The organism is Marnyiella aurantia, from assembly GCF_014041915.1.
GTDB lineage: Bacteria > Bacteroidota > Bacteroidia > Flavobacteriales > Weeksellaceae > Marnyiella > Marnyiella aurantia.
Map to the genome: position 1 here is coordinate 1289228 of NZ_CP059472.1, position 21912 is coordinate 1311139.

The window sequence follows — 21912 nt, forward strand, 5'->3', positions numbered from 1 at the left end:
AACTTTTCGTGTAACTTGACTGGAAATCGCCCGCAAACCCTTACTGGCCATATTGTCAAACGATGTGCAAAAGTTTCCGCTCCGCTCCAACTTTTGCACATCGAAGCGCGGATTACATCCGCAGCTGTGTTAAAGCGTTTTCGCTGTCGCAAAAACCTTCAACACATCTGCGGATTGGCAAAATTCCCTCAGGAAAGCAAGCTTTCAGAGGAAACTTCGCCAATCCGCGCTTCGTTGTACGCAATTTAGATAAAAGTGTCACCAAAAGAAAAATGAATATAAAATCGCTTATTTTTTTCTCAGCATTCGTTGTTTTTTCCTGTGATAAAAAGCGAGATTTACTAACAAAACCTGACACTAATAATTATTGGGATGAACTAATAATTGAAACTAGATTTCAAAAACTAACGATTTCAAAATTTTCTGATTCCGCAGAGTTTGAAAATATCATATTCAGCAAGGAAGTTTATAATATTCCGCCTAAATATGAGATTGAAAAAACTGAATTACAAAAACTATTTTTTACTAAAGCAGAGAAAGACAGTTTATCCAAATTCATTTATCAAGCTATAACTACTCCTGAATTTACAAATCGTCTTGCAACGGGTTATGTTGGAAACGTTAAATTTAGTTATAAAAAAGAAAATATGAATTTAACTTGTGAATATAAATCTGTGGGAGACTGGACAGAAGTCTCTGAAAACACCCATAAAATTTTTATTATAATTAATTCAAGAATTCCAATATCGCGACAATAAACTGCGTACAACAAAGTATTTCTAATAGCGGGGTTGAAGTTTACATCATGAAGATTTTCGTTAGTTGTTCTTTTTGTTATATTTACAAAAACCCGTTATCATAATCCCCGCCAACAGAAATACCCAAATTGTACGCAATTATGAGAACTCCGACCGAAACATATCTACAGAAGGCTTGGTCTGACCCATTGGGCAATGTGACAATTGACGACGTAAAAACTGCTATTGAAGAAATTCAAGAAATGGATGAGGAACACGGTGCTTTCTGGGTGGGAGTTATTTATGACGAGGAGAACGTTTTAGAAACGAGTAAAGACTTGAACGTAATCGCAGTATTTTCAGATGACCCAGAAGTTCAATTTAGAAAGCAAGCAGACAACTGGACACAGATAGAAAACTTATATAGTATGTTTTTAAAAGGCGACCTAGAAGCAGTAAAGACCGCATTGAAAAATGAAGAATAACTGCGTACAACAAATAGTATTGCGCTATTTTTCAACCCACATGGGCGACACGCACAGCGCAAACTATAATCGATGTGCAAAAGTTTCCGCTCCGCTCCAACTTTTGCACATCGAAGCGCGGATTACATCCGCAGCTGTGTTAAAGCGTTTTCGCTGTCGCAAAAACCTTCAACACATCTGCGGATTGGCAAAATTCCCTCAGGAAAGCAAGCTTTCAGAGGAAACTTCGCCAATCCGCGCTTCGTTAGCAGAAATGTTAAAACGAGATTCCGTATGAAATATGTTTTCACAATTATCCTTCTGATTATTGCAACCGTAGGTTGTGAAAAGAAAATTAATTCTAATGAGGCAGATTTGGTAAAGTTTGGTTATTATCCACCCTTTATTCAGCATTTTGAAATCATTGCGAATCTGGGTGACAAATCTCTCATATTTTATAATCCCTCGAAATATTCGATTCCTCCGCCTCCTCCTCCGCACAAAGATGCAAATGATAAGGAATTAGAAAGAAGAAGAATTGAACATCAGCAATTCATACACGATAATCCAAAATTGGAACCTGAATATTTAGAATTAAATGAAGAAGAGATAAAGGCCATTCAAAAAATTATTACTTCTTTCAAAGAGAATGATTTTAAAGAGGACCAAAAAGGATATCCCGTAATGGATGGCGCAAACACTAATACAGTAATTGTGTTAAACGATCATCGAATCTATTCTATTGGTGGTTATGAAGGAACGAATAATACAAAAAAAGAACATGAACTAACGTCAAAATTATTCAGCTTATTTAAACTGAAGAGCAAATCTAGAATAAATAGGCAATTTATTCAAAAACTTGAGAAAAGATAACACTTCTGCTAACCTGGTATTTCTATTAGCGGGGTTAAAGTTTACATCATGAAGATTTTGCTAATTGTTCTTTCTGTTATATTTATAAAAACCAGTTATCTTAATCCCCGCCAACAGAAATACCCAACCGATGTGCAAAAGTTTCCGCTCCGCTCCAACTTTTGCACATCGAAGCGCGGATTACATCCGCAGCTGTGTCAAAGCGTTTTCGCTGTCGCAAAAACCTTCAACACATCTGCGGATTGGCAAAATTCCCTCAGGAAAGCAAGCTTTCAGAGGAAACTTCGCCAATCCGCGCTTCGTTAGCAGACATTTTAAAAGACAACTCTCGATATGAAAAAATTTTTATCATTAACATTATTTTCCTTTTTTATTCTTAATTGCAATGCCCAAAAGATGTATATTAAAGATAATAATCTTAAGCGTGCTTTAATTGAACAAATTGACAAAAACTCCAATGGAGAAATAGAAGAAAGTGAAGTTTTGGAGACAAAAAAACTTAGACTTGACGAAAAAAATATTTCTGATATTTCTGGACTTGAAAAGTTTAAAAATTTGACTTATCTAAATTTAAGAAAAAATCAAATTTCGGATTTTTCAAAACTTAACAAGTTAGAAAGTTTAGAAGAATTAATAATTGGTGATAACAAAAACGTTGAAAAACTTAATCTTAAAAATCTAAATAATCTTGTTGGGCTTTATGCATTCAGACTTGGTTTAAAAGAAATAAAACTAAATTCATCAAAGATTAAAAATTTATACTTGCAGGACAATGAATTTTTAAAATTTGAAACAAAAAAATTCCCTGAATTATATACATTAAATTTGGACGGTTGCAAACAATTAACAGAATTAGATCTGACTCAAAATCCTAATCTTGGACAGATTTACCTTTTAAATACTGCAATAAAAAAACTAAATGTTGCAGGAAATCCTGTTTTGAAAACTATGTATATAGAAAATGAAGTTGAATTATTAAAAAACAAAAATCAAGAAAGATTAAAACCAGCACCAATAATTATTCAAAACTAAAAACGTCTGCTAACAAGGGTAACCGTTGCACAACTTCAAACTTCAGCGTCTAGTTCTTGGAAACCTATAAAAACAACCTCTTTTAAAGCGATTTAAGAGAGGTTTTTGTTTTTGCCGGTGAAAGTTTTCGGATTTTCCGGTGGCTTAAATTTGAACAGGTGAAGCCGTGGCGAGGAGGTACCGCCAAACCCAAACTTCCCTTTTGGAAGGTTCATGATTTGAATGTTGCGGTGAATTTTGCGGGTAATAAACTTCAGGTATTTTTTCAGGTTGTAGGTCAGCGCAGCCATCAGGACGTGTTTGTTGGCTTGACTCATGCCGCGGGAATTAATCCGTTTCATGTTGTGATGGTTGATGAGGGTTCCCAGCACCGGCTCTACGCGCGAACTCCGCCGCTTGGTAAGGAAACGTGTGTAATTGGGATCGCGCCGCAGTTTTTCGTGCATTTCATCGTACAGGGGTTTGTGGATGCTGTCTTCTATCTTCTTGAACTTCGTGACCTTGCCGCAACACTCCGCTCTCAGCGGGCAGTCACTACAGGCGCGCTCGCTGCTGCGGTAACTCTTCTTTCGGTAACCCTTGCTGTCGGTCAGGATTCTTTTGAAGGGCAAAACGGCATGGTTTCCGCCTTTTTGGGTGCAGCGGTAATAATCTTCTTCTTCACTTTCTCCTTTTACAAATTCAAACCCTTCCCGCTCGGGCTTGTATTGCCCGAAGTTTGGGATGTAGGCATTGATGCCTCTTTCTTTGCAGTACTTTAAAGACTCGCCGCTGCTGTAGCCGGCATCGGCTAGGACTTCTTCGGTCTGCATTTGGTTAAGGGAAAGATTTTCAAGCGTCTGGTTCATAATCTCCGGGAAGATCACGCTGTCTTTGCTGCCCGAAGTACTCGCGCAGGCGCCGGTAATTACATGATGCGCATCGTCCACAGCCAGCTGTCCGGAATAATTTAATTGGCGTGCTTTACCGGGTTTTACCGAGATTTTCGCATCGGGATCGGTTGGGCTGTAATGGGTGTGGTTGCTCAGGTATTTGGGGCGGATGGTATTGCCGTCCTCGTCTTTTCTTTCGCTTCTATTGTTGCCGGGCATGCCTTTGTAGGCTTCTTCTTTCCAGGCGTGGTGCTGCTCCACCAGTTTCTTTCGGGTGGATGTGGTTTTAAATTCGCTGTTTTCTTCCAGCTCATCCACGAACGCCGAAGCATCCTCCAGAACTTCTTTTTCCACCAAAGAGTCCATACTTGCATTGGCTTTGATGAAGGCCGAGTCCACGGCCTGCCGTTTGCCCCGGACCATTCCTTTCTCCACACAAAGCGAAAGGACTTTCCTGAAGAGTTCCAGAAAAAGTTCCTCACCAAAAAGCTGCCGTGTACGGCTCAGCGTGGAATGCCAGGGAAGTTCCTCGTCCAGGTCATACCCCAGAAAGAGGCGCACATCCAGGCTGTTGCTGCAATACCGCAGTAAAGCCCGGTCGCTGTTGATGTTGTTGAGATAGCCTACCAGCAGGATCTTAAAGAAAACCACGGGATCAATGCTGGCCTGACCTTCTTTCCCGTAATAGTTTCTGGTGGCTTTGTAGGGAAAATCCAAACCGAGTTCAGACTGGATTTTCCTGTAGAAATTATCTTCCGGCACCAAGGCGTCCAGACTGAGCTGATAGAAGATCTTCGGTGTGAATTTTTTCTTTCCCTGCATAATTAAAATTAGAAAAAATATTCTGCATATACAACTGTTTTTCAACTATTTATAACAATATAAATGCGGTTTAAGCTGCAGTCCACCCTTTTTAAGTATATTTGATTGAAGTTGTGCAACAGGCACAATGTATTTCTATTAGCGGGGTTGAAGTTTACATCATGAAGATTTTCGCTTGTTGTTCATTTTGTTATATTTACAAAAACCCGTTATCATAATCCCCGCCAACAGAAATACCCAAACGTTACCAGTAATGCTATGACAGACTACGAACTTAAAAATATCGACCCAGACGACATTAACGATTTACTCGTTAAGGTTGAAAAGTCATTTAACATTAAGTTTGGCGACACTGAACTAATGCATATTTCGAGTTTTGGTGAACTCTGTGACCACATAGCAAATAAAATCCAACTTGACAATTCTGACGACTGCACAAGTCAACAAGCATTTTATAAAATACGTGACGCAATTTCATCGACACTTCAAATCGACAATAAAACAATCTCGACTGACTTTGCACTTGTTGACCTATTACCACGACAAAGCAGACGATCAAGAACTAAGAAATTAGAAAAGCATTTAGGTATTAAACTTAACATTTTGCGACCACCTCACTGGATGACAGTAACTCTCGTAATTATATTTCTTGCGTCTCTAATTGGACTTTACTTTATGTGGCAAATAGGGCTTTCAGGACTTTTATTTTCAATCGGTGGACTTTGGCTCGCAAACAAAATTGGAAGCGAGCTTGACTTGCAAACGGTCGGACAAGTTGCAGAAAAAATGACACGAGAAAATTACTTAAAGTCAAGAAGAAACCCAAGGACATTTAATAAAAATGAAATTGAAAAAGTATTGACTGAATGGTTCAGTGAAGAATTTGATTTAGACAAAAATAAATTATCGAGAGAAGCAAAATTTGTATGACAAAAAGAGAAAGCACCTACTGGTAATAACTAAGCTTTCGTCTTGTCCGCAGGACACGAAATCGAAGATTCGCCGAAGGCAGATGAAAGCCCGTTGAACGGAACTTTCGGGAGCTTTCTGGCAGTCTATGGAGTTTTCGTTTTTAGATTTTATATACACAAAGCAGTTTTTCGGAATGACTGCTTTTTTTGTGGCATTTGGTAGCCGTTTAGGAGTGTTTCCTGCGGTTTTCTTCGCTGCAGAACACAGATTACCTTACCCGCAAAGTTTAGTTCGCAGACAAGGGTTGGGGAACGAAAAGATATTCCGGTGGCGGACCACGCTGTCCGAAAACGGTAATAGTCACCAGATTTCCCGTTTTACAGCACCGGCATTTATTGAGCAGCGTTTTGGGTTTTACCTCCGGGATCTTGATCTTTAAATCTGACTGTAAATTCTGCAGTTTTCCACGCTTCCAGCTGCTGCTCAGCAGGCCATAGTGCCGGATCCGTACAAACCTTTTGGGCAGAATATGCATTGAAATCCTCCTGACAAACTCTGTGTTTGCAATAGTCATTTCCTTTTTAGAGAATTTTTATTACTTTGGTCCTTGTACGTTGCTTGCTTCGGCAACCCTCAAAACACCGATATAAACAAACTATAATATGATGAAAATCAAAACTGCCGTCATCGCACTTCTGTTTGCGGGACTGACCTATGCGCAGGAGAATATCACCTACAGGCAGCCCTCTGCAGAAATCCTTCAGCTTGCCGATTATCAGCGCGCTCCGGGCGTGATTATGAACAGTAAAAAAGACTGGATGGTCTTTACGTACCGAAATACATACAAATCACTGGACGAACTTAATCAGCCGGAAATGAAACTGGCTGGCCTGCGTGTAAACCCGGTGACGAACATTGGGAGTACTGTTACGTACATTACTAATCTGAAGGTAAGGAGGCTAAAAGACAAGGCAGAAACGCAGATAAAAGGCCTGCCTGCCAACCCAAAAATAGCATACATAAGTTTTGCGCCCAACGAACAAAAGCTGGCCTTCACCAACACAACGTCAAAGGGAGTAGAACTTTGGGTAGCTGACCTGGCTACGGCAATCGCCAAAAAAATAAGCAGTGACAACCTGAATGCCAATCTGGGTACGCCCTATGTGTGGATGAAAGATTCCCAGAGTCTTTTAGCAAAGAAAATCCCGGCAAACCGCATTGATTTAATTGACCCGACAAAAGAAATTCCGGCAGGACCAACGGTTTCTACTGCCGACGGTAAAGTTTCGCAAAACAGGACCTACCAGGATTTGCTAAAGAACCCCCAGGACGAACAGAATTTTGATACACTTGCTACTGCTGAGTTGGTGAATATTACCCTGGACGGTAACGAGAGCAGTTATAAAGGTGCGGCCATTTATACCGGCATGATCTTATCACCCGACGGTAATCTTGTGATGCTTACCACCATTAAGCGACCCTATTCGTACATCGTGCCGCTCAGCCGTTTTCCCATGACCAGCACGGTTTACGACCTGAACGGAAATTTGGTGAAAAACGTAAACGAGGTGCCATTAACAGAGATTATGCCTAAAGGTTTCTCATCCGTCCGTACCGGAAAACGAAGCATGTCCTGGCGTGATGATGAGCCTGCAACTCTGGTTTATGCGGAAGCGCTTGATGGTGGCGACCAGTCTAAATCTGTCGAGTTCCGGGATGAAGTTTTCTTATGGCAGGCGCCCTTTAATTCTGCGCCAAAGTCTTTCTTTAAAACCAAACAGAGATTCAATAATATTGAGTGGTCCAATGCAGATTTCGCCGTAATTAACGATTCCTGGTATGATACGCGCAACACAAAATCCTACCTCATTAATCTGAAAGACAATACCCACCGCATAATTGATGACCGGAATTACCAGGATGTATACACAGATCCGGGCTCATTCAGTCAAACTAAAAATCAATATGGCAGAACAGTTATAGATACCAAAAGCAATAAAGCGTATCTGGTGGGCGAGGGATTCACGAAAGCCGGACAGTTCCCGTTCATAGACGAAATCGATATAAACACTTTAGCTAAAAAACGCATTTACACTTCCAAACTTAAGAACTCAAAGGAAAATATCATCGATATTATTGATGTCAAAAAAGGTGAAGTACTGGTGGTGGAACAGTCGGCGGGCAGGTATCCGAATTATTTCATTCGAAACATCAAAAACAGTAAAGCAACTGCACTGACTGCCTTCGCAAATCCCTTTGACAGTATAAAAGATGTTTACAAGGAAGTCATCAAATACAAACGGAACGATGGCGTGGAGCTTAGTGGCACCCTTTATTTACCGGCAGGATTTGACAGGAAAAATCCGAAAGAAAAATTACCACTGCTGATCTGGGCCTACCCGGCTGAGTATAAAGACAAAAATACAGCGGGGCAAAATACACAGAATCCGAATGATTTTACATTTCCCAGCTATGGTTCATTTATATATTGGGTTACTAAAGGTTATGCTGTTTTGGATGATGCTGCTTTTCCCATAATCGGTGAAGGAAAGACAGAGCCTAATGACACATTTATTCCGCAGCTGGTGGCCAACGGTAAAGCTGCAATTGATGCAGTGGATCAGTTAGGTTATATTGACCGGTCAAAAGTTGCTGTTGGCGGTCATTCCTACGGAGCATTTATGACGGCTAATCTGCTTACTCACTCCAAGGATTACGCATGTGGAATTGCGCGCAGCGGTGCCTATAACAGAACTCTTACGCCATTCGGTTTCCAGTCTGAACAGCGTAACTACTGGGATGTTCCGGAAGTTTACAACAAGATGTCGCCATTTATGAATGCTGATAAAATGAAAACACCAATGCTTCTGTTACACGGCGAAGCCGATAATAATCCCGGCACATTTACCCTACAGACAGAAAGATACTTCCAGGCACTGAAAAATCTGGGCGCACCGGTGCGGATGGTTTTGCTGCCGCTGGAATCCCATGGTTACGCTGCCCGCGAAAGTATCCTGCATGTATTATGGGAACAGGATCAGTTCCTTGAGAAATGCTTTAAAAAATAAGATTCAGGTCTTCCGTTTTGGAAGACCTTTTCTTTACTTAACTCCTTGATAGCAGTGTACCATTATTCTACTGCACAGTTGTTAAGCACCTCACCTGTTTCATTATTGGGACCAGCTTAAATACCTACAGAAATAAAGTACCTGAAAAAAAAAATCTGTTTGAAATGGACTCCAACCTTGTCAAGGTTTTGAACCTTGACAAGGTTCTGCTAACTTGTACATCAACTAAATAACCTACTTGGGTTTTCTACTTTAAGGACGCCTGCGAATTGGGTGGTCTGAGCCTGGCAACTAAGGAAATTATTTTGAATGTTATTAAAATAGAAAAACCGTCCGACGGAGTTTGGAATTACTGTTTAGTTGAGAACGGATTTATCATGTAAATAAAATAACGGGTTACAAATCCGCGACATTGGGGCTTCAACCTTGTCAAGGTTTGGAACCTTGACAAGGTTCTGCGAACTTCTACATTAGCAAAATCACCTTCTTTGGCTTTCCACTTCAAGAACGCCTACGAATTGGGTGCTCTGAGCCTCGCAACTAAGGAAAATATTTTGAACGTTATTAATTCGGCAAAACCACTAACTTCGCTACAAGCACGGTTCAGAAATTTGCTTACCCTTAACTCCTCCGGTGATTTTTTTGTAGCCATATTAAAGATTTTATTGTTTATTTTACCAAAATTAATAAAACAGCGAGGAGAAAAGCTACCAGAGGTTTAGTTCAACATCAGTAACCGTTGCACAACCCCTTATTTGCTGCAATAAGTTTCCGGAATCTACAAAAATCAACCTCTTTCAAAGCGATTTAAAGGAGGTTGTTGTTTTTTTGAACTATCGTATTCCGGATTTTCCGGTAGCTTAAATGTAAGCAGGTGAAGTTGTAGGAAAGAGGTTCTGCCAAGACCCGACTATATATTTATTTATGTCCTACTAACTGATCGCGCTGGAGCAAGTATAGAACAGTAACCAAGCTTCCACAACAAAACATGCCTATTATCCAAAGGAGAGAGTTTCTGAAGGAATGCTTAATGATATCGTAAAACACCATCAGCCACGTAAATATGCCCGGAATGATGGCAACGGTTAAAATAAAGTTTGGCTTAAAGGGTCCTATTGAAAAATGTGTGATTTTAAACCAGATACCTATCCACATTAGTAAAAAACTGAGAACAGCTACAAAAAGTAAAAACTTCCGGTCAATAATCATGGGCTTAGGATTCATAAAGGCTGGCTTAGCGGTTTGGTACAAATTTCACTATTAAACGGTTCAATAATAGTGTGCTGATCATCAATAGTAAAAATAACAAAAAAACCTCACCCGAAGGCAAGGTTCAATAGTTTAAAAATAAGTCTTACTTAGTTGCAGGTGCTGGCGGCGGAGTGTTTCCTTCTTCCGGCTGCAACTCTGCTTCAGGTGCAAAAAGATCGTTCTGCAACGAAGCCTCAGGTGCTACCTGCGGTGCCTTAAGTCCGGACAATTGATCCAACAATGCTACGAGTTCGGGATCGCCCAGATTGAAGAAGTTCCGTCCGGCGATTTTACCGTCTTTATCCAATACGATGAAACTTGGTGTCAGTTTAAAGCCGTAAATACCGTATTTCTTTGCAAAGTCCGAGTTCAGACCGCCTTCAGCATATACATTGGTTCCAGGGATGCCTTTCAGCATGGCCGAGCTGGTCTTATTGAACTGCTCTTTGGTATCATCAAAATTCACAAAAGTAAAGTTGATTTTCTGCTTATAGAAATCAACCACCTGGCTTAGGATTGGAACGGTAGATTCGGTGATGTAAGGTGTCCAGGATGCGTAGAACATCATTACTGTGGGTTTACCTTTACTGTCGGCCACTTTATAAGCTTTACCGTCCTGTTTGATAAGCGACGCTTCCGGCGCCACTTCTCCCTTCTTAAGACCGGATAGAACAAACAGTACTGTCTTCAGGTCTTTTTTAATATCGGCATCCTTGATGTCTTTATCAATGATGGAGGCTACCTTATCAGTTGTTTCTTTTGTGGAAGATGGATTGATGTCCGACTGCGCCATTACGAACGCCAAAAGGTAATCCTTGGCGGTTTGCGAAAGGTCTTTGCGCTGCTTCAGATAGCTGCTGAAAACCTCTGAAGTGATCATATCTGTCTTGCCGGCGGTTTGTGCAGTAGCATACTTCTGGAAATCCTCACTCATCTTGCCCAACAGGTAGTTGCGGTATAAAGGATGTTCCTTCACCATCATATCCTTATCTTCCTGAAGCTTCAGTTCATAATCCTTCAATGCTTTGGAATTGGCGAAAGCCGGGTTAGCTGTCATCTGCTTACGGTACATTTCGTACTGCGGAATAATGGACATAATACCGGTGCGCACGTCATTTTTCTTCCAGGAAATCACTTCCTTGTCGGCGCTGGTTTTCTTGCCAACTTCATCAATATTCTTTTCAAGGTCTGCCTGGATTTTCTGAAGGGCTTTCAGGAAAGCATTTTCGTCCTTGTTCATATGATCCTGCATATTTACCTTCTGGGTATATTCGGTCATATATTTCTGAGTCTGCTGAAGAAAATCGTTGTTTCCTTTGGCATCTCCTGTTATTTTAAATTCAGCTGGGAAGCTTGAAGCATCTCCGGAGATATTCAGGCTCTGTCCTGCTTTCAGGTAGATCAGGTTTTGTTTTCCGGCATATGAAATGACATACATGCCGCTTTTAGGCGCTTCAAAGTCACCTCTGAAGTTTCCGTCCTTATCTACACCCATATTGATTACAGGCAAAGTAGCCACGCCGGAAGCTTCCGTAAATTCAATTCTTTCCAGTGGCGAGCCGCCGGTTACTTTACCGGATACTTCAACTTTCTTTGAACAGGTAACGGCCAGGAAAGCCAGTACCATCATAAACAGATATTTACCGAGTGAACTCAGTGCTTTTTGCTGTAATCCGTGAATTTTCAGTTTATTCATTATTCATTTAATTTGGGCAAAAATAAAGCATTGATGCTGTAGAATAAAATTAAATATCACAAATTGTGAAGGTTTAACAGGAAAAAACCGTCTCCAGATAATGGAAACGGTTTTATGATGATATTATAATATAGTTATCCTCTGTCCAGGTTGGCCGACATATACTCGCGGTTCATTCTGGCGATAGTTTCAAGGGAAATTCCTTTAGGACATTCTACCTCACAGGCACCGATGTTGGAACAGTTACCAAATCCTTCTTCGTCCATCGCTTTCACCATGTTCAGCACCCTTCTTTTCGCTTCTACACGGCCTTGCGGCAACAGCGCATACTGAGAAACCTTGGCACCTACGAACAGCATAGCTGATCCGTTCTTACATGTAGCCACACATGCCCCACAGGAGATACATGCTGCAGCATCCATGGCCTTGTCAGCATCTTCCTTAGGTACCGGAATTGCGTTGGCATCAAGGGTATTTCCGGAAGTATTAACGGAGATAAATCCGCCCGCAGCCATAATCCTGTCGAATGCGCTTCTGTCCACCACTAAATCCTTGATTACAGGGAAGGCGGCACTTCTCCAGGGCTCAATATGAATGGTCTCGCCATCCTTGAACATCCTCATGTGAAGCTGGCAGGTCGTGATTCCAGTATCGGGACCGTGTGACCTTCCGTTTATGTATAAGGAGCACATCCCGCAGATTCCCTCGCGACAGTCATGGTCGAAAGCGATCGGGTCTTTTCCTTCGTTAATCAGGTTCTCATTGAGCATATCCAGCATTTCCAGGAATGAAGAATCTGTGGATACATCTGAAATCTTATACGTTTCAAACTGCCCTTTTGATTTATTGTTTTTCTGTCTCCAAATTTTCAGAGTCAGGTTTAATCCTTTTTTTGCACTCATTTCTATTAAATTTATTTGGAGATTACTTGTAACTTCTCTGTTTCACCTCGATGTTCTCGTACACAAGTTCCTCTTTGTGCATAACCTCCTGGTTGATGTCCGCGCCCTGGTATTCCCAACAGGCGGCATACTTATAGTTTTCGTCGTCCCGCTCGGCTTCTCCGTCCGGAGTCGCATGATCCCAGCGGAAATGTCCACCACAGGACTCGTTTCTTTCCAGAGCGTCTTTGGCCATAAGCTGTCCAAGTTCAAGGAAATCCGCTACGCGGAAAGCCTTTTCCAGTTCAGGGTTCATCTCCTCATTGGTTCCGGGTACCCTAACATCTCTCCAGAACTCCTTGCGAACTTCTTCGATTTCTGTAATGGCTTCTCTAAGACCTTCAGGAGTTCTTCCCATACCGACTTTATTCCACATAATGTGACCCAGCTTTTTGTGGAAGTAATCTACTGAATGGCTACCTTTATTGTTCAGGAAGAAGTTGATCTTATCCTGAATTTCCTTTTCGGCTGCATCAAAATCTGCTGTATTGGTCGGGATAGCTCCCGTACGGATATCTGCTGAAAGGTAATCTGCAATTGTGTAAGGCAATACGAAATAACCGTCCGCCAGACCCTGCATAAGTGCAGAGGCTCCCAGTCTGTTGGCTCCGTGGTCGGAGAAGTTGGCTTCGCCAATTACAAAACATCCGGGGATAGTGGACTGCAGGTTGTAATCTACCCAAACACCACCCATTGTGTAATGTACTGCAGGATAAATCTTCATTGGTGTCACGTAAGGATCATCGGCTGTAATCTTCTCATACATTACAAAAAGGTTACCGTATTTTTCCTCAACCCAAGCCTTACCCAGATCATAGATCTGCTGTTCCGATGGGTTTGTGATATTTTTTTCGATGGCGGCTTCCTTACCTTTCTTCATGATCTCTGTGGAGAAATCCAGGAATACACCTTCTTTGGTATCATTCGCTTCAATACCGTGACCGGCATCACATCTTTCTTTGGCCGCTCTGGAAGCCACATCACGCGGCACCAGGTTACCGAAGGCCGGATATCTTCTTTCCAGATAATAATCGCGGTCTTCTTCTTTAATGTTTTCAGGTCTCAGTTTACCTTCGCGGATCGCTACGGCATCTTCAATTTTCTTAGGCACCCAGATACGCCCGGAATTCCTAAGTGATTCAGACATCAGTGTCAGTTTCGACTGCTGAGTTCCGTGAACAGGAATACACGTAGGGTGAATCTGAACATAGCATGGGTTTGCGAAATAGGCTCCTTTTTTATGAATTTTCCAAGCGGCAGATACGTTGGATCCCATCGCGTTGGTTGAAAGGAAATAAACGTTTCCGTAACCTCCGGAAGCAATTACAACTGCGTGTGCAGAATGTCTTTCAATTTCTCCGGTAACCATATTTCTGGCAATGATACCTCTGGCTTTTCCGTCCACAAGGACAAGGTCCAGCATTTCGTGACGGTTGTACATCTTGATACGGCCTTTACCAATCTGACGGCTCATAGCAGAATAGGCTCCCAAAAGCAACTGCTGGCCGGTCTGACCTTTAGCGTAGAAAGTACGCTTTACCTGTACACCACCGAAAGAACGGTTGTCCAGCTGGCCGCCGTAATCGCGCCCGAAAGGAACACCCTGTGCAACACACTGGTCGATGATGCTGGCAGAAACCTCAGCAAGACGGTAAACATTCGCCTCACGTGCACGGTAATCTCCCCCTTTTATGGTATCGTAAAACAAACGGTAAGTAGAGTCACCGTCGCCCTGATAATTCTTAGCAGCATTGATACCACCCTGTGCAGCAATGGAGTGTGCACGTCGCGGTGAATCCTGATAGCAGAATGCCTTTACATTATAACCCTGCTCGGCCAAAGTAGCGGCTGCTGACCCTCCGGCCAAACCTGTACCTACTACAATGATATCAATCTTGTCGCGGTTGTTGGGCGCTACAAGATTCATGTGATTTTTATGGTTGGTCCACTTTTCGGCTAACGGCCCGTGTGGGATTTTTGAATCTAATTTGCTCATTTGTTGAAATTTTAAATTTTGAATTTTAGATAGGTTGTAAACTAAAACTTAAAATCTTATTGAGTGATATAATGATATACTGCGATAATGATGAAACCGGCTGGGATCAGGATGGAATACCATTTCCCGATTGCTTTGATCACCGGCGTGTATTTTGGATGTCTGGCACCTACCGACTGGAAAGATGACTGGAACCCGTGTGCCAGGTGCAGACCCAACAGTATAAAAGCAATAATGTAGAAAATTACTCTTACCGGATTTGCGAAACGCTCGTGAAGCTCGCCCCAATATCTCAGATTATCTACCTCATTACGTTCAATATACTTGAAATTAATCTCGTGCCACCAGAAATCATACATGTGAAGTCCCAGGAATGCCAGTACTACCAGCCCCGAGATAATCATATTACGTGATGTCCAGGTGGAATTAGCTGCACCGTTATTAACTGCATATTTTGTAGGTCTGGCATTACGGTTTCTGATTTCAAGGATAAAACCCATAACGAAATGAAAGATTACTGCAAAACCCAGCACAGGCTGCATAATAAACTGTATTAAGGGATTGTAGCCCATAAAATCTGACGCCGTATTGAACGCATCGGGACCTAAAACGGAAAGAAAATTCACCGTGAGGTGCATAATAAGGAAAATCAGCAAGAACATTGCTGACAATGCCATTGCGTACTTCCTACCGATAGTAGAACTTGTTAATCCTGCCATAATGAATATTTAAAATTTGAAATTTGACAAAGTTAAAAAAATGTTAAGGTATAGGCGAATGAGAAAAGTCACCTATATATAGTTTGTAACTGTTCTAAATAGCGCACCTATTTTTCTGAAGGAGCATTCACCTTCAAACTTAATTCAGTAAGCTGTTCATCTGCAATCGCACTTGGCGCATCAATCATTACGTCCCTTCCTGAATTATTTTTCGGGAAAGCGATGTAATCACGGATGACTTCATTGCCGTCCAGAATAGCCACCAGCCTGTCGAAGCCGAAAGCAAGGCCGGCATGTGGCGGTGCTCCGTATTTAAAGGCGTTCATCAGGAAACCGAACTGCGCTTCCGCCTCTTCTTTGGTAAAGCCCAAGAGGTCGAACATACGGGACTGCAGATCTTTATCGAAAATCCTCACTGATCCGCCACCAATTTCATTACCATTCAGGACCAAATCGTAAGCGTTTGCCCTGGCCTTTCCGGGATCGGTTTGCAGCAAGGCAATATCTTCAGGTTTCGGCGAAGTAAAGGGATGATGCATTGCATGGTAGCGCCCGGATTCCTCGTCCCATTCCAGCAACGGGAAATCCACCACCCAAAGTGGTGCAAATTCTTTTGGATCTCGTAAACCCAAACGGTTACCCACTTCCATCCTTAATGCCGAAAGTTGGGTCCTTACTTTATTTTCGGTTCCGGACATCAGGAAAATTAAATCTCCTGCATTGGCCCCGAATTCTTCTGTTATCTTATTTAAGTCTACTTCATTGTAGAATTTATTTACAGAAGAAGTGATGGTCCCGTCGGTCTGGAATTTAATCCACACCATCCCGGAAGCACCAATTTGCGGCCTTTTTACCCACTCGATGAGTTCGTCTATCTGTTTACGGGTATAGTCGGCGCAGTCTTCTACATTAATTCCGACCACAAGTTCGGCTTCATCAAAAATCTTGAAATCCTTGCCTTTCACCAGGTCGTTTACCTCCACGAACTTCATCCCGAACCTAATGTCCGGTTTATCGTTTCCGTAGGTTTTCATGGCTTCATCGTACGTCATCCTCGGGAATGTTCCCAATTCGTTTCCGGTGATATCCTTAATTAAAGTTGCCGTCATCCCTTCAAAGATTTCCAGCACATCCTGCTGCTCCACAAAAGCCATTTCGCAGTCGATCTGGGTGAATTCCGGCTGGCGGTCGGCACGAAGATCCTCGTCCCTGAAACACTTTACGATCTGGAAATAACGGTCCATACCACCGATCATCAGCAGCTGCTTGAAAGTTTGCGGCGACTGCGGCAGGGCATAGAACTGTCCCGGATTCATTCGGCTTGGCACTACAAAGTCCCTGGCACCTTCCGGTGTCGATTTGATAAGAACGGGGGTTTCAACCTCAATAAAGTTCTGGTCAGAAAGATAGTTGCGAACCTTCTGCGCCATCTTGTGGCGAAAAATAAGCTTGTCGCGTACCGGATTTCTACGGATATCCAGATAACGGTACTTCATACGGAGTTCCTCGCCGCCGTCGGTTTCATCTTCAATAGTAAATGGCGGCAGCTCTGCAGCATTAAGAACGGTAAGTTTCTCAACCAATATCTCCACATCCCCTGTTGGGATTTTTGGGTTTTTGGAGGTTCTCTCGATTACTTTACCGGAAACCTGAATCACAAATTCCCGACCCAGTTTTTTGGCATCCTGCAAAAGTTCTGCTGAAGACCTGTCCTCATCAAACACCAACTGTGTAATTCCGTAACGGTCACGCAGGTCAATCCATATCATGAATCCTTTGTCGCGGATGGTCTGAACCCAGCCGGAAAGTGTAACATTATCATTGAGATTACTAAGCGAGAGTTCGCCATTGGTGTGCGTTCTAAACATTTTTTGCTGAAGTTTGTAGTGGTTTATTGAGAATTCCGGCAAAGATAGAACATTCAGGGAAAATCAGTTCGGCCTGTATTAGAAAAACATCTTTAAGGCCGGCTTAGGAATTAAGAGACGCAACAATGTAAGTGGTTTAATAATTTATATTTGCAGCCAATGAAAAAAATAATTCCGAGCCTGCTACTGGTTCTTTATCCATTTTTGCTTTTCGCACAGACATATACGGGAAAAATTACTGCCGTTAAAGATGGCGACACCGTGGTGATGCTTATTAAAAACAAGCCACAAACCATCCGGCTGGCTCATATAGACACACCCGAGAAAAAACAGCCTTACGGAACAAAGGCAAAACAGTTTGTTTCTGATTTCTGCTTCGGTAAAACCGTGAAAATTGTGATCGCCAATAAACCCGACCGGAATGGCAGATGGATTGCTGAACTGTATCACGGAAACAGGAATCTTAATAAGGAACTTGTACGCAGCGGACTGGCTTGGCACTACAAACAATTTTCTAAGAATGATAACTATGCCGCACTGGAACTTAATGCCCGTAGAAAGAAAGTCGGACTGTGGCAGGATATAACACCGGTTGCCCCTTGGGAATGGCGAAAGATGAAAAAAGCCAGGACAGTGAAAGCCTCCAACTAAATCATATGTGTTTTAAAAACTTTTGCTAAATTTGATCTACACCAAAATTTAATTTTTATGGGAAAAGGAGACAAGAAATCGAGACGCGGTAAAATTACTGCGGGTAGTTATGGCAAAAGAAGACAGAGAAAGTCGGCATCTGTAAAGAACATTCCGGTGAATGTCCTGGATGCGGACGACACCAAGTCCTCCAAAGTAAAAGTGAGACAGGATGTAGGCTATCCCGCCAATGAATCGGAGAATGCGAATGTGGAAAACGACCCACTTCCGAACGCGACCAAAGACAAAAAAACCGAAGAATAATCTTCGGTTTTTATTTTAAACGGCAGTTTATATTATCTGCCGCCGCCCAATATGCTTCCCAGCAAGCCGCCTAAACCACCTTGCTGCTGCTGTTGCTGCTGTCCGCCGCCGCCAAGTACACTGCCGAGAATATCATTCAGCGGGTTACCCGCAGACTGGGAGTTTCCTCCGCCCAGAACACTTCCTAAAATGTCGTTCAGCGGATTTGAAGGTTCAGCCTGAGCCTGGTTCTGTGCACCACCCAGGATTCCACCCAGCAAATCACCAAGCCCTCCACCGGAGTTCACGCCGCTCGATTGTTTTTCTTTGCCAATGAAGCCCATAATCAGCGGGGCAATCATGGCAAGTACAGGACCTATTTTATCCATGGAGATTCCTGTATTTTGCGAAAGCTGATTTTCTACCTGTGATTTCTGTCCGCCAAAGATGTGATCCAGTATAGAACCACCCTCCTGCTGTCTGTCTTCTACCTGAGATGGATTATCCAGAATGCTGCCGTCGTGGTCTTTGTCCAGTGCACTGTTCAGTGCCTCAGCTTCATTAGGATCGTCCTGAGATTTCTTTCTGAGGTAAGAAATTACAAGTGGTGCTGCCACTGCCATCAGGGCAATTACCTGATTTTTGCTGATGCCGAATTTATTTTCAGCCTGTGAGGCTACCTGTGAGCCTGCATTTCCGGTAATGAGATCAATTAAATTCATAGTTTTAATATTTGGTTGGTGAAAAATGTGAACCAAATTTACCAAAAACTATTCCCAGTGAGGCAGTAATTACTGAATTATAATTTCTTTAACTGTTCTTCAGAATATCCTTTTTCTTTTTTAAGCCGAATAAATTCGCGTGCACTCTTCTCCATCCATTGCATTGGGTCCGGTGATTCCCTACCTTCCAGGACAAATTGCAGGATTCCGACATTATTATTCATCCACGGCAGAAGATAGTAGGACAGGCCGCCTTTGTACGCTTTCTGCGAATGAAGCCCCAAACCTTGGGCAGTACTACCTGCCATTCTAAATGAAGCAAAATAAAAGAATGGGATTAGAAAGGCAGTTAATACAGCATATCGCGCCATATTATTTTGCCATAAACGGGAAATCCCCAGGCCGAACAGGACCGCGATGATGCAATTGAATGGAAGAAAAAATACATAATTGTCTGAAACTCCAAAAATGCCGGCGAAACCAAATACGGGAAGGCCTGCTACACCCAGGAAAAGAAGCACGCGCTTATTAGTCCGGAACAGTCCTAATATACCCGTTATAGCGAAAAAAGTAAAATACCAGAAATTGTACACCAGGTAACCAACTGCAACTGCAAAACCTTTTACAATCCCTTCAAAACTCAGAGAATCCAGTACAGTACCTGCCGAAAAAACCTTTGACACTGGCTGATCAGTTAGCAGTGGAACTGCAATAAGTAAGAGCAAAAAGAAAATAAATACTGACAGGGAAGCAGCAGCTTTTTTTCTGTCCTCCGCATAAAAAATAAGCAGCAACAGCGCCGGCACCATTAATATATTCTGAATATGGCTAAAAACACTTATCCCCAGAAACAAACAAGCCAGGGCCAAGTTTCGGCTTTTTCTTTCCAAGAGGAATCTGAGCGAAAACATCAGGAACAGCGAGATCCAAATCAGGTTGAAGGTATAGATTTCAATGATTTCGGAATTTCGCCAAAAGGTAAAACTTAAGCCAAATATAATTGTACTGAAAACTGCTGAAAAGCGGTGCTCCGTAACTTCCAAAACAGTCCTGTAAAGTACCAGCAGGCATATACAGGATGAGATTATAACTGTGAAGCGGCCAATCTCCGGACTGCTCACGAAGGGTAAGAGCGTCTTGAAAAGAACGAGTGTATTGGTAAACAGAAAATGTGCGTAGGTGGAGGTGGAAAGTACAAAGGCACCCTTTTCAGTATCTGCAACAAAACCTATACAGTCGCCAAACGGAATTTTAGAAAAACTTCCCGCATAATAAAGCAGAAAGAAACCCAAAAACAGGATAACAGGATAACCCAATTCTTTAGCACGCACTCCTATCAGTTTTTGAAAATAGGAACATTGGAGCAGGCTTCACCGAACATCAACGATTTCACCAGAGGCTTAAGCTGCTCCACCAGTTCGATATATGCATTTTCTGGTATCTGGACCTCGGAGCAACCTTTCACTAACACTCGTTTATGCATCAGTTCACTAAAATCATAGGTCTGTATTGCATTATGCATAAGTAATACCTCCAGGTCTTCGCGGCTGCCGTAAACCACCTTTCTGGCTGCTTCAGTAATCCGCGCAGTAATCAGGAAATAAGCCCAAAGAGGAACTATAGCTTCTGCGGAGTTATAGATATATACATAAGCATCCCGAAACTGTTCCGGATCCAGCGCAGCTACTTTATCGCGAAAATCCTTTTCCTTCAGGATGATTCCTTCGAATAGAAATGAACTGAGGTCCACACCGATACGCTGTCCTTTCGGTACCAGCGAAGCAATATCAAAGTTAATCAGCCCACTGTCGGCCACTTTATTTTTTATCTGAAAATCTTCTGCCATTTTTATTTTTATCTTTGAACAAATTTACAATTTTTTATACCAAGTGAAGTACTACATCATTGCAGGGGAAGCCTCCGGAGACCTGCACGCCTCCAACCTCATGAAATCTATACTTAAAAAAGATCCTGAGGCAGAGTTCCGTTTTTGGGGCGGCGACCTGATGATGCAGGTAGCGGATAGTGCACCTGTAAAGCATTATAAAGACCTGGCCTTTATGGGCTTTCTGGAAGTGGCAAAAAACCTGCGAACCATCTTTAAAAACCTGGCCTTCTGCAAAAGCGATATTTCACAGTATAAACCGGACAAACTGATCCTTGTAGATTATCCCGGGTTCAATCTTAGGATTGCAGAATTTGCCAAAACCTCCGGACTGGAAGTCATCTATTACATTTCCCCACAGCTCTGGGCATGGAAAGAAGGCCGCGTATCCAAAATAAAGAAGTTTGTAGACGAGATGCTTGTCATCCTGCCATTTGAAAAAGACTTTTATAAAGGTCATGGCGTTAAGGCACATTTTGTAGGTCACCCACTGCTGGATGCGCTGTCGGATCTTCCTTCCCTGGATCAGGCGCAGTTCCGTACCGAAAAAGGACTGGACCAGCGGGAAATCATTGCACTTCTGCCGGGTTCGCGTGAGCAGGAAGTGACTAAAATGCTTCAACTCATGCTCTCTGTAAGGCCGCATTTCCCGGAGTATCAGTTCGTGATCGCTGGTGCGCCAAGTCTGCCAAAGAGTTTTTATGAGAAATTCGTTGAAAAAGACGTGCATTTCGTTTCCAATGAAACCTATAATCTGCTGCGTTGCTCACGTGCGGCTCTTGTAACATCCGGAACCGCAACGCTGGAGACCGCCTTGCTTAATATTCCCGAAGTTGTATGTTACCGTAGCTCCAGAATTTCCTATGAGATCGGAAAGCGCGTCATCAAAAATATTAAATACATATCGCTGGTCAACCTGATCATGGACCGCGAGGTTGTGAAGGAGCTTATCCAGCAGGAGCTCAACACGGATAATCTTGTTGAGGAATTAGGGAGGATACTGAATGGCAGCACACGCGAAAAGATGCTCAAAGACTACAGCACTCTCCGCGAAAAACTTGGCGGAAAAGGCGCGAGCGATCTGGCTGCCAATATCATTACCGGAAATTAGACGGCAACGC

17 protein-coding genes and 2 pseudogenes are annotated in these 21912 nt (G+C 42.5%); 9 read left to right on the forward strand and 10 right to left on the reverse strand.

Annotated features, from left to right (window positions below):
• Positions 1 to 62 precede the first annotated feature (62 nt).
• From H1R16_RS05890 to H1R16_RS05905, 4 genes are all read left to right on the forward strand, one after another.
• Entirely contained in the window at positions 63 to 758 is a 696-nt protein-coding gene (locus tag H1R16_RS05890) for a hypothetical protein (protein ID WP_181888001.1), read from the forward strand.
• Positions 759 to 898: 140 nt separating this feature from the next.
• Positions 899 to 1222 carry a hypothetical protein gene (locus tag H1R16_RS05895; protein ID WP_181888002.1) on the forward strand — a complete coding sequence of 108 codons (324 nt, stop codon included), beginning with the start codon at positions 899 to 901 and terminating at the stop codon, positions 1220 to 1222.
• 72 nt (positions 1223 to 1294) lie between these two features.
• Complete coding sequence (locus H1R16_RS05900) at positions 1295 to 2074, forward strand: hypothetical protein (protein WP_181888003.1); 780 nt, start codon at positions 1295 to 1297, stop codon at positions 2072 to 2074.
• A gap of 333 nt (positions 2075 to 2407) precedes the next feature.
• Positions 2408 to 3106, forward strand: a complete 699-nt coding sequence (locus H1R16_RS05905) for a leucine-rich repeat domain-containing protein (protein WP_181888004.1) — start codon at positions 2408 to 2410, stop codon at positions 3104 to 3106.
• 92 nt (positions 3107 to 3198) lie between these two features.
• On the opposite strand, the gene H1R16_RS05910 is transcribed toward H1R16_RS05905, so the two are convergent.
• Positions 3199 to 4800 carry an IS1182 family transposase gene (locus H1R16_RS05910; protein ID WP_228451393.1) on the reverse strand — a complete coding sequence of 534 codons (1602 nt, stop codon included), beginning with the start codon at positions 4798 to 4800 and terminating at the stop codon, positions 3199 to 3201.
• A gap of 258 nt (positions 4801 to 5058) precedes the next feature.
• On the opposite strand from H1R16_RS05910, the gene H1R16_RS05915 reads away from it, so the two are divergent.
• Positions 5059 to 5730: a hypothetical protein gene (locus H1R16_RS05915; RefSeq protein ID WP_181887804.1), complete on the forward strand. Its 672-nt coding sequence runs from the start codon at positions 5059 to 5061 to the stop codon at positions 5728 to 5730.
• Positions 5731 to 5998: 268 nt separating this feature from the next.
• On the opposite strand, the pseudogene H1R16_RS05920 reads toward H1R16_RS05915, so the two are convergent.
• Positions 5999 to 6295 (reverse strand): annotated as a pseudogene (locus H1R16_RS05920) (transposase); the annotation flags it as partial.
• A gap of 82 nt (positions 6296 to 6377) precedes the next feature.
• Between H1R16_RS05920 and H1R16_RS05925 the strand changes: the two are divergent.
• Positions 6378 to 8780: an alpha/beta hydrolase family protein gene (locus H1R16_RS05925; RefSeq protein ID WP_181887918.1), complete on the forward strand. Its 2403-nt coding sequence runs from the start codon at positions 6378 to 6380 to the stop codon at positions 8778 to 8780.
• 1354 nt (positions 8781 to 10134) lie between these two features.
• On the opposite strand, the gene H1R16_RS05930 is transcribed toward H1R16_RS05925, so the two are convergent.
• From H1R16_RS05930 to aspS, 5 genes are all read right to left on the reverse strand, one after another.
• Positions 10135 to 11727: a TlpA family protein disulfide reductase gene (locus H1R16_RS05930; RefSeq protein WP_181887805.1), complete on the reverse strand. Its 1593-nt coding sequence runs from the start codon at positions 11725 to 11727 to the stop codon at positions 10135 to 10137.
• 134 nt (positions 11728 to 11861) lie between these two features.
• Positions 11862 to 12629: a succinate dehydrogenase/fumarate reductase iron-sulfur subunit gene (locus H1R16_RS05935; RefSeq protein ID WP_181887806.1), complete on the reverse strand. Its 768-nt coding sequence runs from the start codon at positions 12627 to 12629 to the stop codon at positions 11862 to 11864.
• A 22-nt stretch (positions 12630 to 12651) separates the two neighbouring features.
• Positions 12652 to 14664: a fumarate reductase/succinate dehydrogenase flavoprotein subunit gene (locus tag H1R16_RS05940; protein ID WP_181887807.1), complete on the reverse strand. Its 2013-nt coding sequence runs from the start codon at positions 14662 to 14664 to the stop codon at positions 12652 to 12654.
• 56 nt (positions 14665 to 14720) lie between these two features.
• Positions 14721 to 15383 (reverse strand): succinate dehydrogenase cytochrome b subunit, encoded by a 663-nt coding sequence (locus H1R16_RS05945; protein WP_181887808.1) that lies wholly within the window; start codon positions 15381 to 15383, stop codon positions 14721 to 14723.
• 107 nt (positions 15384 to 15490) lie between these two features.
• On the reverse strand, positions 15491 to 17251 hold the full coding sequence (gene aspS, locus H1R16_RS05950) for an aspartate--tRNA ligase (protein WP_181887809.1): 1761 nt from the start codon (positions 17249 to 17251) through the stop codon (positions 15491 to 15493).
• A 159-nt stretch (positions 17252 to 17410) separates the two neighbouring features.
• Here aspS and H1R16_RS05955 point away from each other — a divergent pair, with 159 nt between their 5' ends.
• The gene (locus H1R16_RS05955) at positions 17411 to 17902 is read left to right on the forward strand and encodes a thermonuclease family protein (RefSeq protein WP_181887810.1); all 492 of its coding nucleotides are present in this window, start codon (positions 17411 to 17413) and stop codon (positions 17900 to 17902) included.
• Between the two features lie 57 nt (positions 17903 to 17959).
• Positions 17960 to 18040, forward strand: a pseudogene (locus H1R16_RS12235) (30S ribosomal protein THX); the annotation flags it as partial.
• A 197-nt stretch (positions 18041 to 18237) separates the two neighbouring features.
• On the opposite strand, the gene H1R16_RS05965 reads toward H1R16_RS12235, so the two are convergent.
• From H1R16_RS05965 to H1R16_RS05975, 3 genes are all read right to left on the reverse strand, one after another.
• Positions 18238 to 18906 carry a DUF937 domain-containing protein gene (locus H1R16_RS05965; RefSeq protein WP_181887812.1) on the reverse strand — a complete coding sequence of 223 codons (669 nt, stop codon included), beginning with the start codon at positions 18904 to 18906 and terminating at the stop codon, positions 18238 to 18240.
• 77 nt (positions 18907 to 18983) lie between these two features.
• Positions 18984 to 20237: a protein O-mannosyl-transferase family gene (locus H1R16_RS05970; protein WP_181887813.1), complete on the reverse strand. Its 1254-nt coding sequence runs from the start codon at positions 20235 to 20237 to the stop codon at positions 18984 to 18986.
• Between the two features lie 5 nt (positions 20238 to 20242).
• Positions 20243 to 20752, reverse strand: a complete 510-nt coding sequence (locus H1R16_RS05975) for a DUF2480 family protein (protein WP_181887814.1) — start codon at positions 20750 to 20752, stop codon at positions 20243 to 20245.
• Between the two features lie 43 nt (positions 20753 to 20795).
• Between H1R16_RS05975 and lpxB the strand changes: the two genes are divergently transcribed.
• A complete protein-coding gene (lpxB, locus tag H1R16_RS05980; protein ID WP_181887815.1) occupies positions 20796 to 21902 on the forward strand; it encodes a lipid-A-disaccharide synthase in 1107 nt (368 codons plus the stop codon).
• The last annotated feature ends 10 nt before the right edge of the window (positions 21903 to 21912 follow it).

Bases quoted from the DNA above. Each gene is read 5' to 3' on its own strand.
- H1R16_RS05890 (WP_181888001.1), top strand. From the start codon at position 63: ATGTGCAAAAGTTTCCGCTCCGCTCCAACTTTTGCACATCGAAGCGCG.
- H1R16_RS05895 (WP_181888002.1), top strand. From the start codon at position 899: ATGAGAACTCCGACCGAAACATATCTACAGAAGGCTTGGTCTGACCCA.
- H1R16_RS05900 (WP_181888003.1), top strand. From the start codon at position 1,295: ATGTGCAAAAGTTTCCGCTCCGCTCCAACTTTTGCACATCGAAGCGCG.
- H1R16_RS05905 (WP_181888004.1), top strand. From the start codon at position 2,408: ATGAAAAAATTTTTATCATTAACATTATTTTCCTTTTTTATTCTTAAT.
- H1R16_RS05910 (WP_228451393.1), bottom strand. From the start codon at position 4,800: ATGCAGGGAAAGAAAAAATTCACACCGAAGATCTTCTATCAGCTCAGT.
- H1R16_RS05915 (WP_181887804.1), top strand. From the start codon at position 5,059: ATGACAGACTACGAACTTAAAAATATCGACCCAGACGACATTAACGAT.
- H1R16_RS05925 (WP_181887918.1), top strand. From the start codon at position 6,378: ATGAAAATCAAAACTGCCGTCATCGCACTTCTGTTTGCGGGACTGACC.
- H1R16_RS05930 (WP_181887805.1), bottom strand. From the start codon at position 11,727: ATGAATAAACTGAAAATTCACGGATTACAGCAAAAAGCACTGAGTTCA.
- H1R16_RS05935 (WP_181887806.1), bottom strand. From the start codon at position 12,629: ATGAGTGCAAAAAAAGGATTAAACCTGACTCTGAAAATTTGGAGACAG.
- H1R16_RS05940 (WP_181887807.1), bottom strand. From the start codon at position 14,664: ATGAGCAAATTAGATTCAAAAATCCCACACGGGCCGTTAGCCGAAAAG.
- H1R16_RS05945 (WP_181887808.1), bottom strand. From the start codon at position 15,383: ATGGCAGGATTAACAAGTTCTACTATCGGTAGGAAGTACGCAATGGCA.
- aspS (WP_181887809.1), bottom strand. From the start codon at position 17,251: ATGTTTAGAACGCACACCAATGGCGAACTCTCGCTTAGTAATCTCAAT.
- H1R16_RS05955 (WP_181887810.1), top strand. From the start codon at position 17,411: ATGAAAAAAATAATTCCGAGCCTGCTACTGGTTCTTTATCCATTTTTG.
- H1R16_RS05965 (WP_181887812.1), bottom strand. From the start codon at position 18,906: ATGAATTTAATTGATCTCATTACCGGAAATGCAGGCTCACAGGTAGCC.
- H1R16_RS05975 (WP_181887814.1), bottom strand. From the start codon at position 20,752: ATGGCAGAAGATTTTCAGATAAAAAATAAAGTGGCCGACAGTGGGCTG.